The organism is Roseibium sp. LAB1 (genome assembly GCF_054658235.1).
Map to the genome: position 1 here is coordinate 226,302 of NZ_BAAGIB010000001.1, position 14,709 is coordinate 241,010.

Consider the following 14,709-nt stretch of genomic DNA (forward strand, 5'->3'; position numbering starts at 1 on the left):
CTCAGCATCACCGATGCCGACAGTCGCACAAACTTGTCTGCCTTCCTCCTGCACCAATATGGCGATGCTGAGGCAATCACCAGTGCAAAGCTGCCATTTTTAAAGCAATTCAAGGATTTTTACTGTGACGGCGCAGCTTGTTGCCGGGCAAGCCGTGGACGGAAGAAGCCATGAACAGCTTCTGTCATGGCGTTGGCCATGCGCTCCCGCCATTCGTCGGAAATCAGAAGCTTCTCGTCATGCTCGTTCGACAGATAGCCGAGTTCAACCAGCACCGACGGCACATCGTGTGCTTTCAACACCCGGAAGCCCGCGGACCTGTGCGGATTGTTTATCAGCCGGACGGCACTTTTCAGTTCGTCCACCAGCGATCTCGCGAAATAGACCGAAAATGACCTCGTTTCGCGCCGCGCCAGATCAATCAGGATATCGGTGACTTCCGTCGGCTCTTCCGTCAGGTCCACACCGGCAATGACATCCGACATATTTTCCGACTGGGCCAGGTCTTCAGCCAGTCGGTCTGACGCCCTGTCGGAAATGGTGTAGACGGTCGCGCCGCGTGCAAACTTCTGCCCCCGCCGCACGGAATCTGCGTGAATTGAGATGAAAAGGTCAGCTTCCAGTTCGTGGCCGATTTCAACTCGGCGCCCCAGGGGAATGAAGGTGTCGTCATCCCGGGTCAGATGCACGTTGTAGAGGCCGCTCTCATCCAGCTTTTCTTTCAGCAGCCGGGCAAAATCGAGCACGATGGCCTTTTCGAGAGTTCCGTGAACGCCCGTCGCCCCCGTGTCGATGCCGCCATGGCCCGGGTCGAGCACGATCAGCGGCTTGTCCTTGTTCTTTGGAGCAGTCAACCGATCGCTTTTCGGGGCGGACGTGCCTCCGGCGACAACGCGCTTCGGTCTCGAGGTCTCCACAAATTTGGCAAATTCCTCGTCAGACGTGCTGACCAGATCAACGACAAGCCGAGCCGGCTGGTCATCGACGGCCGGCAGAAAAAAGGTCTTGTCCACCTTGACCGGTCCAGTCAGGTCCATGACCACGCGGGACCTTCCAACCGCAAACAGGCCGAAACGCCAGTCCGCCACGAGACCGCGTCCGCTCTCGCCCGAGTCGGCCGGTATCGAAAACGCAACTTCCGGGAGATCGATGATCAGCCTGTCCGGATTGGCAAGTCCTGAAATGGTCGGCGTCACCTGCCGATTCATGTCCAGAACGAATCGCGTGCGTGTCTCATCACCCGCGACACGCGCTCCGGTTACCTGAGCCTTTTCCGGCTCGGCAGATGCGGCGCAGGACAATCCGGCCAGTGCAGCAGCGAAGACGCCGACAAGCACGGCGACTGACGTAGCTTTCCTGAAAACAGCGCTCAGGCCCTTGTCTACTTGCGGTTTCATTCCGTCCCTGAACTCAATTATTTCGGCCATGTTGCTCGAAAACTTTGCGTGCTGAGCCCCCGTCGCCCCTGTCATACGCGATCCGTCGCGCAAGGAAAATGCCATATCCAATTCACATTGCTTGCAATGCGCTGCGGCGGAACGTAAAAGTACCTTACGGATTTCGGTTTGAAACCGATACCTTCCCGGGTAGCAGACATGGGTATCTATCCACAACGCTATCGCATTCCCAGGCCTTCTAACGACAGAACAGAGGCCGTTCTGCCGCTTCAAGACAAGCCCTGGAAGACAGTGGATCTGGTATCGGCACCTCTTTGAGACCGCCCGCCTCGCGACGTGTTGCCCTTACAAAACGGCAGTTTCCCCGGCGAGGTTTTCGGCGGCCGTTAAGAGCGAACCCATTCCGGAACCGGATGCAGATCCATTGGCGATGCCAGGCTGCAGACCGGCAGATGGTACAACGACTTAACTAAAGGGCCTGCGTTGCCTGAAGGACCCGCGCGATGCACATGGTGATCAACATACAGCAAGGTACCGCTTCAGCGGCTGCCTGCGTTGATCATACGACCGCGCCGGGCGCAGACGCTCTTTCTCATCTTAGCAAAACAAATACGGCAGATATTCTCCTACTGGGCGATGCGCGTTTCGCACATGCGCCCAGGAGTGCTGCCGTGGAGAAGTTCAATAATGGCAAACAAAATGCTGATCGACGCGGGCCACCCGGAAGAGACCCGGGTCGTCGTCGTGCGTGGCAATCGGGTTGAAGAATTCGACTTTGAAGCAGCTAACCGGAAGCAACTTCGCGGAAATATCTATCTTGCAAAGGTAACGCGGGTCGAACCTTCTCTTCAGGCGGCCTTTGTCGAATATGGCGGAAATCGCCACGGGTTCCTCGCTTTCAGCGAAATCCACCCGGACTACTACCAGATCCCGGTAGCTGACCGCGAAGCGTTGCTCGCCGCGGAAGCAGCAGACAGGCAGCGCGACGATTCGGATGGCGAAGAAAAGCCCAAACGCCGTCGCCGCTCCCGCGCAGCACGTAACGAAGCCACCGACTCGGTTGCCAGTGACAAGGTCGAAGCGGATGCCTCCGACGAAGCCGCTGAAGGCGACGAAGAAGCTGTAAAAACCGCCGAAGAGACCTCCACCGACGAAGCGGATAGCGAAACTGTGTCTGCACGCAGCACAGATGAGGACGCCTCGGACGAAGACGATGACGAAGCTTCATCTTCCGCGGAAGAGGCTGACGAAGATGAGGAAGAGGCTCCGGTTCGCTCGCGCGGCCGTGGTCGAGGCCGTCGCCGTCGGCAGCAGAACGACGATGATGATGATGCCGACAACGATATCGATGCCGTCGAGTCCGTCGGTGCGGAAGACGCGATGGAGGAAGTTCCCGAGCGTATTATTCCGCTGCGCAAGCAATACAAGATCCAGGAAGTCATCAAGCGCCGCCAGATCATTCTGGTGCAGGTGGTCAAGGAAGAACGCGGCAACAAGGGCGCTGCGCTCACCACGTACCTGTCTCTGGCAGGCCGCTATTCCGTGCTGATGCCGAACACCGCCCGTGGCGGTGGCATTTCCCGCAAGATCACTCAGCCGACCGACCGCAAGCGTCTCAAGAAGATCGCCTCCGAACTGGACGTGCCGGAAGGCATGGGCGTGATTCTGCGCACGGCCGGCGCAAGCCGGACCAAGGCAGAGATCAAGCGCGACTTCGAATACCTCATGCGGCTTTGGGAAAATGTCCGAGAGCTGACACTCAAATCCAGCGCTCCAAGCCTCGTCTACGAGGAAGGCAGTCTGGTCAAGCGATCGATCCGTGACCTCTACAACAAGGACATCAACGAGGTCCTTGTTGCGGGTGATGAAGGTTACCGCGAGGCCAAGGATTTCATGCGCATGCTCATGCCGAGCCATGCAAAGAACGTCCAGCCATACCGTGATCCGTCCCCCCTGTTCATTCGCTACGGCGTCGAACCGCAGCTTGATGCGATGTTCTCGCCTCAGGTCACGCTGAAGTCCGGCGGCTATATCGTCATCAACCAGACGGAAGCGCTGGTCTCGATCGACGTGAACTCCGGCAAATCGACCCGCGAGCACAACATCGAGGACACCGCGCTCCAGACCAACCTGGAAGCGGCGGAAGAAGTCACCCGTCAGCTGCGCCTTCGCGACCTTGCCGGTCTGATTGTCATCGACTTCATCGATATGGAAGAGTCGAAGAACAACCGGTCCGTCGAGCGCAAGCTGAAGGATTGCCTGAAGAACGACCGCGCCCGCATCCAGGTCGGCCGGATCTCCCATTTCGGCCTTCTGGAAATGTCGCGCCAGCGTATCCGCACCGGCGTTCTGGAAAGCTCGACCACGCCCTGCCCGCACTGCCAGGGCACCGGCATGATCCGGTCTGTGGAATCGGTCGCCCTGCATGTACTGCGGTCGGTGGAGGACAACCTCCTGAAGGGCGCGTCCCACAATCTGATCATCCGCACCACCACGCAAGTGGCGCTTTACATTCTCAACCAGAAGCGTTCGAACCTGGTCGATCTGGAGACCCGCTTCGCCATTGATGTCGAAGTGCATGCGGACGACATGGTCAACGGCCAGCTTTATGTTCTGGAGCGCGGTGCACCGGTTGATCGTGACCGTGTGCCGATGCCGGTACCGGCGATTGTCCAACCGGACACGATCGAGATCATCGACGAAGACACCGAGCAGCCGGAAGTCGAAGAATTCGAGCAGCAGGAAGACGACAATGACGGCCGCCGCCGCCGCCGTCGTCGCAAGCGCCGGAGAGGTGGAGCCGACAACCAGCAGGAAGACGGTGAAGCCCGTCAGGTCAATGCAGAGGCAGACGATGCCGATGGCGATGACGAGCAGCCGCAGGAAGCCCGCTCTGGTGACGAGGATGGCGACGACGAACCGCGCCGCAAGCGCCGCCGCGGACGCCGGGGTGGACGCCGTGGCCGCCGCAACGGTGACGAGATGCAGGCCGAAGGCGGAGCCGATAACGACGGTGAAGCGGAAGCCGGCAGCGAGACCGACAGTGACAATCGCGAAGCAGCTGCCTCTGAAGACCAGCAGGACGATCAAGCAGGTTCCGACACTGCCGTAGTTACCGAAGGCGGCTCCGAACCAGAAATCGCTGAAGCGACAGCTCCGGAAAATGCTCCGGTTGAAGAGGCTAAGGCCACCGAAGATACGTCGGAAGCAGACGCGACCCACGAAACCCCGGAAGCCGAAGCTGCGCAACAGGATGGTGTCACCGCATCGGTGCAGGTTGATGCAGCAAACGAAAGCCCGGCGGCCGACGAACGCGAAACAATCGTGGTCGACACGCCGACGTCCGAACAGCCGGTTGCAAGCGAAGCCGACGCACAAGAAGAAGCCCCCGTGCGCAAGGCGCCGGCCGAACCTGTCGTCACCAGCGAAACGTCTGGCGACGACACCAAGGAAGACAAGCCGAAGCGTGGCGGCTGGTGGCAGCGCGGTCGCTCGTTCTTCTGAACCGGCAACAATGTTTGAAATTGAAAAAGGCGGCCAGTGTGCCGCCTTTTTTGTTGCTTGCTGGATCGATTATCTCGCTGCGCCGAGAAAACCCTCGAGTCTTTCAAGAGCCAGCTTCATATCCTCATGGGCGCCTGCAAAGGAAAAGCGCAAGAACTCGTGGCCGTGCACCGGATCGAAATCAACACCGGGCGTTGCTGCGACACCGGCCTCGTGCAACATCCGCTTCGCGAAGTCGAGACTGTCGGAACTGAAGCGGCTTATGTCTGCATAGATATAGAAAGCACCATCCACCGGCAGCAACCTGTCGAGGCCGATCTTCGGCAGTCCGTCAAGCAACAGCGCCCGATTGGCTGCGTAGCCGGCCTTGACCGCTTCCAGTTCCTGCACCGCGCCAAGGGCAGCCCCGGCCGCGATCTGGGACAGTTCGGGCGGAGAAATATAAAGGCTCTGGGCGATCCGTTCGGTGGGCCGAACCAGCTGTTCAGGCAGCACCAGCCAGCCAATCCGCCAACCCGTCATGCAATAGTATTTCGAGAAACTGTTGACGATAATGGCATTCTGCGACGTTTCCAGCGCGGTCTTCTCATCTCCGTCATAGGCAAGGCCATGATAGATCTCATCCGAGATGAACCAGATCCCGGCATCGTCGCAATAGCGGATCAGGTCTTCCAGCGCTTCCGCTGTCATCATGGTGCCGGTCGGATTGGCTGGGCTGGCAACCAGAACACCCTTCACTGGGCCTTGTTTTTGCGCGTCTTCCAGATGCGCCGGCGTCAGGCTCCAGCGGGTTTCCTCGCCGACTTCAATCTCGACCGGCACCAGGCCCAATGCTTTCAGGATGTTGCGATAGGCAGGATAACCCGGAGCAGTCAGAACGATGCGGTCACCAGGATCGAATGCAGCCAGAAAAGCGAGATTGAATCCGGCCGACGAACCCGTCGTTGCCATGATCCGCTCGACGGGCACCTCCACCCCGTAGGTCTTGCGATAGTGCGCGACCAGGGCTTCCCGCAAGGGGCGGATACCAAGCGCTTCGGTGTAGCCGAGACGGCCATGGTCGAGTGCTTTTCTGGCCACGTCCAATGCGGCTTTTGGGGCGGGTGCCGACGGTTGTCCAACTTCCATATGAACAATCTTGCGTCCTTCTGCTTCCAGACGTGCAGCTTCTGCAAGAACATCCATTGCGATGAAGGGAGCAACATCGCTACGTCGAGACGGCTGAAAGAGTGGCTGATTCATGTGTCCTGAAAATCCGGCTGAGAAACTGGCCCCACCCTATCGCGGATTTTTCCATCTGATGCAACGCGTGCGGACTTTTGCAGCTTTTGACCGGTTCCGGCCTCTTCCCAGGCGCCCACCTTACCTTTTTGTCATGCCGGTTTCCTTGACCCGCATCGCACTGGTCCATACCTTCGCCACACATTCATGTCCCACGATGGCATCTACCTTTTAAGATGAGCCTGGAAAGCGTTCCGGTCCGGATTGGAGTTTGACACCTGTGCCTGGTTCCGCCCTGTTGAACATCGATTTTCCCCACAGCCTGGTGCGCAAGGCAGTTGCGCTTGCCTGTGCAACCGCTATCGCCCTGCCTGTTGTTTCCCTGCCCGCGATGGCACAGGGGCGCAGCCTGCCCCTGGTGCGCGACGCGGAAACCGAACATCTTCTGAAGGATTATGCGACGCCCATCTTCAAGGCTGCCGGCATTTCCAATTCAGAACCGGAAATCATTCTGGTCAACGACAAGAGCTTCAACGCTTTCGTTCCCGACAGCCGCCGCATGTTCATCAATATCGGCGTCATCATGGAATCGGAAACGCCTGGCGAAGTGATCGGCGTCATAGCCCATGAATCGGGACACATTGCGGGCCGCCACCTTGTCCGTCTGCGGGCCGCTGCCGCCAACGCCCAGATCATCTCGGTCATCGGCATGATTCTCGGTGCCGGAGCCGCCGCAGCAGGGGCTGCCGCCGGGTCCGGTGAAGTCGCGTCAGGCGGTGGTGCGGTGATCATGGGATCGGGATCCGTCGGCCAGCGGTCGTTCCTGTCCTATCAGCGCGGCGAAGAGGCCGCGGCAGACCGGGCCGCCTTGAAATACCTGAGCGCAACCGGACAAAGTCCGCGCGGACTACTGAAGACCTTCGAGCGCATGTCGGAACAGCAAATGTTCACGCGCAAATACGCTGATCCCTATGCGCAGAGCCATCCGATGGCCCAGGACCGTTACAACAGCCTCGTGACCGACGCGCAGAAATCGAAATATTTCAACCAGCCGGAAGACTATGTGCTGCAATACCGGCACGACATGGTCCGTGCCAAGCTGTTCGCCTTCACCAGCCATCCATCCGCCACCATGCGGGCCTATCCGCGCACCGACAAAAGCCCGCCAGCCCAATATGCACGCGCCATCGCCGCGATGAAAAGCCGGGGCAAAGGTGCGGTCAAGGAAATTGACGCCCTGATCCGCACCCAGCCGAACAACCCCTATTATTACGAGCTCAAGGGACAGGCCCTGATCGAGGGCGGCGACCCCAAAGGCGCGATTGCCCCGTTTCGAAAGGCATTGTCGTTCAAGCCGACAGAACCGCAGTTCCTTACCTGGCTGGGGTATGCGCTGGTTGCCTCGAACGACAAATCCAATCTGCCCGAGGCCGAACGCATTCTGAAACAGGCAATCCAGCGCGACCAGAACTCCGGCGTTGCCTACAGCCAACTGGCCATTGCCCATGGCCGCCAGGGAGAGCGCGCCGAGGCCGATCTGGCAACGGCAAAGGGCCTAATGGTCAGTGGAGATTTCCAGGCGGCGAAACGCTATGCGGCCCGTGCTCAAAAAAGTTTGAAGAGGGGAACGCCAGCATGGCTTCAAGCGGACGACATTGTAGCGTACAACCCACCTAACCTGCCGAAGAACGGCCGCTGAAACCTGTGACACGTATGGGATGCCGTCTGAATGCAAGAGACGGTCGCCTGAGGAGCCTTGAATGACCCAGATTTTCCCGAAGCCCCTGTTCCTGAAAACCGGGTCTTTCTGCCCGCCGATACTGCTGCGTGTCCTGTCGGCTTGCGCACTAGCGCTCACCTTGCTGGCTGGCCCGGCTGCCGCACAGGACCTGAACCGCGGCGACATAGAAAAAATCGTGCGCGAATACCTCCTGGAACATCCTGAAGTGGTTGCCGAAGCGCTCACGGAGCTTGACCGCCGCGAGAAAGAAGCCGCAGAGGCTGCACGTGTGCAGGCGTTGAGCGATAGCGCCGATATTCTGTTCAACTCGTCCCGTCAGGTGGTACTGGGGAACCCGGAAGGGTCCGTCGTCCTGGTGGAGTTCTTCGATTACAACTGCGGTTACTGCAAGCGCGCGCACGGCGACATGGTCAAGCTGATCGAGGAAAACCCTGATCTGAAGGTCGTTCTGAAGGAATTCCCGGTTCTTGGCCAGGGCTCTGTCGAAGCAGCTCAGGTGGCTGTTGCGGTCAACTCCATCGCACCGGATAAATACGGCGAATTCCATGAAAAGCTGCTACTGAGCCGCGGTCAGGCAAACCGGACCAGCGCTCTTGCAGCCGCGACATCCGTCGGTATTGCCGAGGAAGATATTCTGGCGTCCATGAAAACCGACGAAGCCGGTCAGACCATTGAAGAAGTCTATTCCCTTGCCAACCGTCTCGGACTGACAGGCACTCCGTCCTATGTCGTCGGTAATGACGTGGTCATGGGCGCAGTCGGCTATCAGGAACTCAGCCAGAAACTCGACGCTCTGCAGAATTGCGGCCAGACCACCTGCTGAGCCGTGAGCTGAAACAGCGTTTCGGCACCTACTTGCCTGTTGGAAACCCCCATTCCTCATGTCAATGAGAAATCGGGGGTTTTCCTGTTCCGATTGAATCCCTATAAGAAGCGTGGCTCGCCTCCAGGAAGAGACGAGCTGAAGATCTTTGTCCGCCCAAGAAACGGCGGAGCAAGAGCGCGGTTGCGGCCCCGGCCTTACGAACCCTGATCGAGTTGCAGGGCTGGACATCTCGGGTCTGACCCCATCCCGGTATGGAGCGGTCGCCCGGAAAGCCGGCCAGCCGCGTGTCTTGCGGACCGAGTATGAGAGCCAAACATGATGCGTAATGATAACAAGAAATTCGACACGGCCCTGATCCGGGACCTCGCCGTTCTCCTGGATGAGACAAATCTCTCGGAAATCGAACTGGAACAGGGTGACACCCGTATCCGCGTGGCTCGTCAGATATCGATCAGCGCTCCGGTGAATGTTGCCTCTCCGACGGCGGCCCCGATGGCGCCGGCAGCGGCCCCCTCTCCGGCGGCAGCCGCTCCTGCAGCCGACCCGGCTCAATCCGGTACGACCGTAACCTCGCCTATGGTCGGCACTGCATATCTCGCAGCCGAACCCGGCGCGGCCGCATTCATTCAGGTTGGCGACAAGGTCGTGGAAGGCCAGACGATCCTGATCATCGAAGCCATGAAAACCATGAACCACATTCCTGCCACCAAGGCGGGCACCGTCAAGCAGATCCTGGTGGACGACGCTCAGCCGGTGGAATTCGGCGAACCGCTCATTATCGTCGAATAAGGAGCCGCTGTGGCTATGTTCTCAAAGATTCTCATTGCCAATCGCGGCGAGATTGCCCTGCGCATTCTGCGCGCCTGCAAAGAGCTCGGCATCTCTACCGTTGCGGTTCACTCCACAGCCGACGCGGATGCCATGCATGTGCGCCTGGCAGACGAAAGTGTCTGCATCGGACCACCCGCGGCCCGCGACAGCTACCTGAACATTCCGCAGCTTCTCGCGGCTTGTGAAATCACCGGGGCGGATGCCGTTCACCCGGGATATGGCTTCCTGTCGGAAAACGCCCGGTTTGCTGAAATCCTCGAAGCTCATGGCATCGAGTTCATCGGCCCGACTGCCGAACACATCCGCATCATGGGCGACAAGATCCAGGCCAAGCAAACGGCCAAGGATCTCGGCATTCCGGTTGTCCCAGGATCCGACGGTGCTGTGACGGCCGGGGATGACGCACATGCGATCGCCCGCGAAATCGGCTATCCGGTTCTGGTCAAGGCAGCAGCCGGCGGCGGTGGCCGCGGCATGAAGGTCGCTCGCACCGAAGCTGAACTCGACACGGCTCTGTCAACTGCCCGTTCCGAAGCCAAGGCAGCCTTTGGCGACGACGCGCTTTACATGGAAAAATATCTCGGCAAGCCACGGCATATCGAGATCCAGGTTCTGGGCGATGGCAAGGGCAATGCGGTTCACCTCGGTGAGCGCGATTGCTCGTTGCAGCGCCGCCACCAGAAGGTTTTGGAAGAGGCACCCTCGCCGAGCCTCAATGCCGACCAGCGCAAGGAAATCGGCGAGATCGTCGCGGCTGCTATGCGCAAGCTGAAATACCGCGGTGTCGGCACGGTGGAATTCCTCTACGAGAACGGCGAGTTCTATTTCATCGAAATGAACACCCGCCTGCAGGTGGAACACCCTGTCACGGAGATGATCACCGGTATCGACCTCGTCAATGAGCAGATCCGCATCGCCGCCGGTGGTTCTCTGGACATGACCCAGGACGACATCAAGTTCGAAGGCCATGCCATCGAATGTCGCATCAATGCGGAAGATCCGGTCAATTTCACACCTTCGCCGGGCACCATCACCTATTACCACCCGCCGGGCGGATTGGGCGTGCGCGTCGACAGTGGTGTCTATCAGGGCTACAAGATCCCGCCCTATTACGACAGTCTGATCGGCAAACTGATCGTGCATGGCCGTAACCGCGTGGAATGCATGATGCGCCTGCGCCGCTGCCTGGACGAATTTGTGGTTGACGAAATCAAGTCGACTATTCCGCTTTTCCGCGATTTGGTGGAAAATCAGGACATAGCGAACGGTCAGTACGACATCCACTGGCTGGAACAGTATCTGGCAAAGAAGTCTGGCTGACCGGATCCGGGAAAACGGGAGCCTGGAGCATCGAGTGTTCACAAGAACGCAGAAAAGATGCTCCGGCCTTCCAGGGTTGGTCGGTTTGACGGTTTCAATTGAGCCCCGATGAACTGGCCCGTCCCGACTGGTGAGTGAGGCCACATGGCTGGTTACAAAGACGACATCGTCATGGAAATAACGCCGCAGGTGCTGCTGAAAGCCTACGCCTGCGGTCTTTTTCCGATGGCCGAATCCGCCGACGACCCGGGCCTTTTCTGGCTGGAACCCGAACGGCGGGGCATTCTTCCGCTCAACAATTTCCATCTGCCACGCCGTCTGCGCAGGACGATTCGCAACGACGTGTTCGAGGTCCGGGTCAGCACGGATTTTCAGGGCGTCATCGACGGTTGCGCCGAACCCATGCCCGGTCGGCAGAAAACCTGGATCAACCGGGAGATCAGGCGCCTCTACGGCGAGCTATTCGAGATGGGCTACTGCCACACCATAGAGGCCTGGCAGGACGGAGACCTGGTCGGCGGGCTCTACGGTGTCAGCCTGAACGGTGCCTTTTTCGGCGAAAGCATGTTCACCTTCCGCACGGACGCCTCCAAGGTCTGCCTTGCGCATCTGGTCGCCCGTCTGATTGTCGGTGGATATTCCCTGCTAGACACACAGTTCGTCACAGATCACCTCAGCAAGTTCGGCACCGAGGAAGTCCCCCAGACCGCCTACAACGAACTGCTCGGCGAAGCGCTGAAACTGGAAACCGATTTCTACGCCCTGTCACCGCAAGCCAGCGGTCAGGACGTGCTGGCGGTCCTCGACAACTGGCAAGAGCAGTAGGTTACGCGACTGCTTCGGAGCCCTCGGCTCACCTGGAAACATGGCCAAGCCCGCCAAACATAGGCCGCGGCTTTCGGAATTTGGCTCGCAGGACTGCGTCAAGGTCCTCAACGCATTAAACTGCCCGCAATCCTTTGATTGTCAATTTCCTGACGCACTCACTTCTTTCCGCTGGTTCCGGTGGCCACCAGATCGCGAATTGTCGACCATGAAGGCGAAAGGAAAGCGCTCATTCTGTGCGTAAAATCCTGCGTTTGAAAAGCTTTCATGGCGTTTCGAAAACCACGTTCGGCGGTCGGCTCTTCCAGAGCGATATAAAATAAGTCCGTCGGTGAGTGATCTTTCGCCCAGAAATCTCGGGCTATCTTGAGCCAGAATTCGTACTCATAAGACGGGGTCCCGCTAGTCAGGAACCCGTCGGTTGATTTCGCGTTGTCGCGTTTTTTCACTCCGCCCGAATACGCCCGATCGAACGCGCCCAACGCCTTCAGCCTCTGCCATGCGTGATGACGGTACTTGCCATCAGACTTGCTAGCTGCTCCGCTGGCGTTGTGTCGGTCATCTTCCCCCATCGCGCGTGAGACCTGCTCCAGTTTGTGATCGCTGGTAAGGTTGTTAAGCCATATCGCCCACAAACCTGCTTCTATGTTTTCTTCCAGTTTGTCGTGCTTGAACCATTTGTGGCCTCGAGGCGCATGAGCAAATGGGGACCGCTCCAGCGACCGCCAGAGTTGTCCGATATCAACCGAACCGCCGGTACGCGCAGCTTCCTGCATTTTCAGTATTTTCTGAGTGGAACTGATATAGACCAGATTATAGTGAAACTTGATGTACTGAAGATACTTTTGGGGATTGGTATCGAACTGAGGCGGTGAAGGAAGGGGTTCTTTTTCGCCTTTCACAGCGTCTATTATGTAGAATGTTGCAATGCCCGCGGCCACCGGATTGGTGATCAAGGCAGCCAATGGACCTTTCATGGTGCCTTTTAGAGCCGTCCAGGCCCAGCCAGGTTCGGTATCGTGGCCTTTCGGCAATAGCTTTCGAACAGCCTCATCAGCGTTTACATAGCTGCTGCCGGTCTTGATAAGAATATTTTCCCATGCCGGTTTGCAAATATTGTTGAGACGGTTGCTAAGCTCTTGGAGCTTCATCCAGTCTTGGTCCATTTTCCCGCTCCATCATCAATACTTTTGACAAACTCCTTCTAGCACAAATTACCCTGCGTAATGTGTTTGATATCACAAATAAAAACTTTGCTGACAAAAATATAGTTTTTAACTTACTTTGAATTGCAAAATATTTATATGTATACCCCTCAAGGATAATCAATTTGCTTAGCACGATCAGCCTGGGACACATCATGAAACAACGTTCGAACGGGTCGACTTCTCTTGCACTGGTCTGTTTGATGTCTCTTGACTGGCCTTAAAACTGAAAAAGCCCCGCGATAGCGGGGCTTTTTCAGGTCTGGTGTTCGCTAATGCGCGATGATCAGCTGCCCGGTGTCCAGGCTTCGTAGTCGCCAGTCACGTCTGGCCGCTTTTCCGGAGTCAGGATAGACCCGTGCGGACGATAAGCCGCCGGTGTGCCGGTCGGGTTGGTCCGATGACCCTGCTGCCAATGTTTGGCGTGATAGGTTTCTTCGCTCGGGGGTGTATCAACACGGTGATGCATCCAACCGTGCCAGCCCGGCGGAATGGCGGAGGCTTCAGCCAGGCCGTTGTAGATCACCCAGCGCTTCTTTCCCGCACGTTCCTTGTAGTACTTGTTGCCGAACTCGTCCTCGCCGACGAACTCACCCTTGCGCCACGTGAAGAAGCGGGTGCCCATGGTCTGGCTGTTCCACCAGGTGAACAATTCTAGCAGCAGAGTTTTCATGGCCCTTTGAAGGTCCCTTGATTGCAAGTCACAAACATCCGGAGCCACGCCAAAACGAGTGGCTGGATTTTCGCGGACTATGGCGACAACGGTCGCTTCTGTCCAGACTTGGTGTCCACAAAAGAACGGGATTTTGCGCTCGCGGGCCGATTGCCGCAGTTACCGGCAATGCAATCTGTTCTGAGGCTTGGGTAAATCAACCGGTTCAGTGAAGTTTCAGGCCTTTGAACGGAGCGAAGCCGGCGTTGCGAATATGCTTGGCCGCCGCCGAATGCCGTTTGGATGGTGCTTCCGAATGTCTTTTGGCAGGTGCTTCTTTCTTCACCCCGGCGAAAACCTTTTCCGGCTCTTCTTCCTTGGATTCGAATGCGGCTTCGACAGCGCCTTCCACCTCGGCACGCTTCTGTGTTGCAACACGGTGGTGCAAACGGGCACCTGCAAGCGACTGCATCTTTTCCGCCTGTTCGTCCATGGCCTTCTGGATGCCATAGATGTTGTAAAAGCCGGAATGCTCCAGGATCATCGGCCTGTCGTCGGCCAGAAGCCACTTGAGGCGTTTGAAGAGTGTCGACGGCGACACCGGTTTGACCAGCACATGGTGAGCCCCTGCCCTGAGCGCCTTGTCCACCAGCGGGCGTGTTCCATGCGCCGTGATGAAGAGAATCGGCACATAGCAGAGCGGTTCCATGTGGCGATGCCGCACCAGGCGCAGAAACTGGTAGCCGGACGTCGGCGCCATGCGCCAGTCGGTGAGAATCACATTGGGTGGTTCGGCGAGACTGGCCTCGAGTGCCTCGTCGACCGAATCAAACACCCGCACTCGCGCGACCTTGAAGCTGAGCAGTATCGAACGGAGAATCGTCTGCATCGGCTTGCTGTCTTCAACGACGACGGCATCGATGTCCTCCATCGCTAGTCCGAATGCGGCGTGATGTTTCATGAATTGCGGACCTTTTTCCCTATCCCGTCCGCATGAAATCAGACCCGACTTAAACCCGGTTGAAATCGGTCGCAGCCATTTTCTTCAAATTTTCATAAAATGCAGTCTATCGTCATCCACAGGGTCTTTATGCCTTCACGGCGTGCACTCCTGCGCCGGGAAAGCAAGCGCTAATTTCCTTGCTAAATCACTGTCCCCACTCCGCTCCCCATTATCCACACGACCA

General features: G+C 57.9%; 11 protein-coding genes. 6 read left to right on the forward strand and 5 right to left on the reverse strand.

The features are described 5' to 3' along the window. Nucleotides 1-119 precede the first annotated feature (119 nt). Complete coding sequence (locus tag ACYQ54_RS01060; RefSeq protein ID WP_460078535.1) at nucleotides 120-1,397, reverse strand: N-acetylmuramoyl-L-alanine amidase; 1,278 nt, start codon at nucleotides 1,395-1,397, stop codon at nucleotides 120-122. A 687-nt stretch (nucleotides 1,398-2,084) separates the two neighbouring features. Between ACYQ54_RS01060 and ACYQ54_RS01065 the strand changes: the two genes are divergently transcribed. Next, the gene (locus tag ACYQ54_RS01065) at nucleotides 2,085-4,901 is read left to right on the forward strand and encodes a ribonuclease E/G (protein ID WP_460078537.1); all 2,817 of its coding nucleotides are present in this window, start codon (nucleotides 2,085-2,087) and stop codon (nucleotides 4,899-4,901) included. 69 nt (nucleotides 4,902-4,970) lie between these two features. Here ACYQ54_RS01065 and ACYQ54_RS01070 read toward each other — a convergent pair whose 3' ends face one another. Further along, on the reverse strand, nucleotides 4,971-6,143 hold the full coding sequence (locus tag ACYQ54_RS01070) for a pyridoxal phosphate-dependent aminotransferase (protein ID WP_460078538.1): 1,173 nt from the start codon (nucleotides 6,141-6,143) through the stop codon (nucleotides 4,971-4,973). 259 nt (nucleotides 6,144-6,402) lie between these two features. Here ACYQ54_RS01070 and ACYQ54_RS01075 point away from each other — a divergent pair, with 259 nt between their 5' ends. The 5 genes from ACYQ54_RS01075 to aat all read left to right on the forward strand — a co-directional run bounded on the left by ACYQ54_RS01075 (nucleotide 6,403) and on the right by aat (nucleotide 11,665). Beyond that, nucleotides 6,403-7,821, forward strand: a complete 1,419-nt coding sequence (locus ACYQ54_RS01075) for a M48 family metalloprotease (protein WP_460078540.1) — start codon at nucleotides 6,403-6,405, stop codon at nucleotides 7,819-7,821. Nucleotides 7,822-7,882: 61 nt separating this feature from the next. Continuing rightward, nucleotides 7,883-8,686, forward strand: coding sequence for a DsbA family protein (locus tag ACYQ54_RS01080; RefSeq protein ID WP_460078542.1), 804 nt, complete (start codon nucleotides 7,883-7,885; stop codon nucleotides 8,684-8,686). 321 nt (nucleotides 8,687-9,007) lie between these two features. Further along, nucleotides 9,008-9,478 (forward strand): acetyl-CoA carboxylase biotin carboxyl carrier protein, encoded by a 471-nt coding sequence (gene accB / locus ACYQ54_RS01085; protein ID WP_460081640.1) that lies wholly within the window; start codon nucleotides 9,008-9,010, stop codon nucleotides 9,476-9,478. A gap of 15 nt (nucleotides 9,479-9,493) precedes the next feature. After that, a complete protein-coding gene (accC, locus tag ACYQ54_RS01090) occupies nucleotides 9,494-10,840 on the forward strand; it encodes an acetyl-CoA carboxylase biotin carboxylase subunit (protein ID WP_460078545.1) in 1,347 nt (448 codons plus the stop codon). Nucleotides 10,841-10,984: 144 nt separating this feature from the next. Beyond that, on the forward strand, nucleotides 10,985-11,665 hold the full coding sequence (gene aat / locus ACYQ54_RS01095) for a leucyl/phenylalanyl-tRNA--protein transferase (RefSeq protein WP_460078547.1): 681 nt from the start codon (nucleotides 10,985-10,987) through the stop codon (nucleotides 11,663-11,665). A gap of 158 nt (nucleotides 11,666-11,823) precedes the next feature. Here the strand turns inward: aat and ACYQ54_RS01100 are convergent, their stop codons facing one another. The 3 genes from ACYQ54_RS01100 to ACYQ54_RS01110 all read right to left on the reverse strand — a co-directional run bounded on the left by ACYQ54_RS01100 (nucleotide 11,824) and on the right by ACYQ54_RS01110 (nucleotide 14,483). Beyond that, nucleotides 11,824-12,831 carry a hypothetical protein gene (locus tag ACYQ54_RS01100; RefSeq protein ID WP_460078549.1) on the reverse strand — a complete coding sequence of 336 codons (1,008 nt, stop codon included), beginning with the start codon at nucleotides 12,829-12,831 and terminating at the stop codon, nucleotides 11,824-11,826. Between the two features lie 325 nt (nucleotides 12,832-13,156). After that, nucleotides 13,157-13,543: an NADH:ubiquinone oxidoreductase subunit NDUFA12 gene (locus ACYQ54_RS01105; RefSeq protein ID WP_460078550.1), complete on the reverse strand. Its 387-nt coding sequence runs from the start codon at nucleotides 13,541-13,543 to the stop codon at nucleotides 13,157-13,159. A 205-nt stretch (nucleotides 13,544-13,748) separates the two neighbouring features. Continuing rightward, nucleotides 13,749-14,483 carry a response regulator gene (locus ACYQ54_RS01110; RefSeq protein WP_460078553.1) on the reverse strand — a complete coding sequence of 245 codons (735 nt, stop codon included), beginning with the start codon at nucleotides 14,481-14,483 and terminating at the stop codon, nucleotides 13,749-13,751. Nucleotides 14,484-14,709: the final 226 nt, after the last annotated feature.

Bases quoted from the DNA above. Each gene is read 5' to 3' on its own strand.
- ACYQ54_RS01070 (WP_460078538.1), bottom strand. From the start codon at position 6,143: ATGAATCAGCCACTCTTTCAGCCGTCTCGACGTAGCGATGTTGCTCCC.
- ACYQ54_RS01110 (WP_460078553.1), bottom strand. From the start codon at position 14,483: ATGAAACATCACGCCGCATTCGGACTAGCGATGGAGGACATCGATGCC.
- ACYQ54_RS01100 (WP_460078549.1), bottom strand. From the start codon at position 12,831: ATGGACCAAGACTGGATGAAGCTCCAAGAGCTTAGCAACCGTCTCAAC.
- accB (WP_460081640.1), top strand. From the start codon at position 9,008: ATGCGTAATGATAACAAGAAATTCGACACGGCCCTGATCCGGGACCTC.
- accC (WP_460078545.1), top strand. From the start codon at position 9,494: ATGTTCTCAAAGATTCTCATTGCCAATCGCGGCGAGATTGCCCTGCGC.
- ACYQ54_RS01105 (WP_460078550.1), bottom strand. From the start codon at position 13,543: ATGAAAACTCTGCTGCTAGAATTGTTCACCTGGTGGAACAGCCAGACC.
- ACYQ54_RS01060 (WP_460078535.1), bottom strand. From the start codon at position 1,397: ATGAAACCGCAAGTAGACAAGGGCCTGAGCGCTGTTTTCAGGAAAGCT.
- aat (WP_460078547.1), top strand. From the start codon at position 10,985: ATGGCTGGTTACAAAGACGACATCGTCATGGAAATAACGCCGCAGGTG.
- ACYQ54_RS01080 (WP_460078542.1), top strand. From the start codon at position 7,883: ATGACCCAGATTTTCCCGAAGCCCCTGTTCCTGAAAACCGGGTCTTTC.
- ACYQ54_RS01065 (WP_460078537.1), top strand. From the start codon at position 2,085: ATGGCAAACAAAATGCTGATCGACGCGGGCCACCCGGAAGAGACCCGG.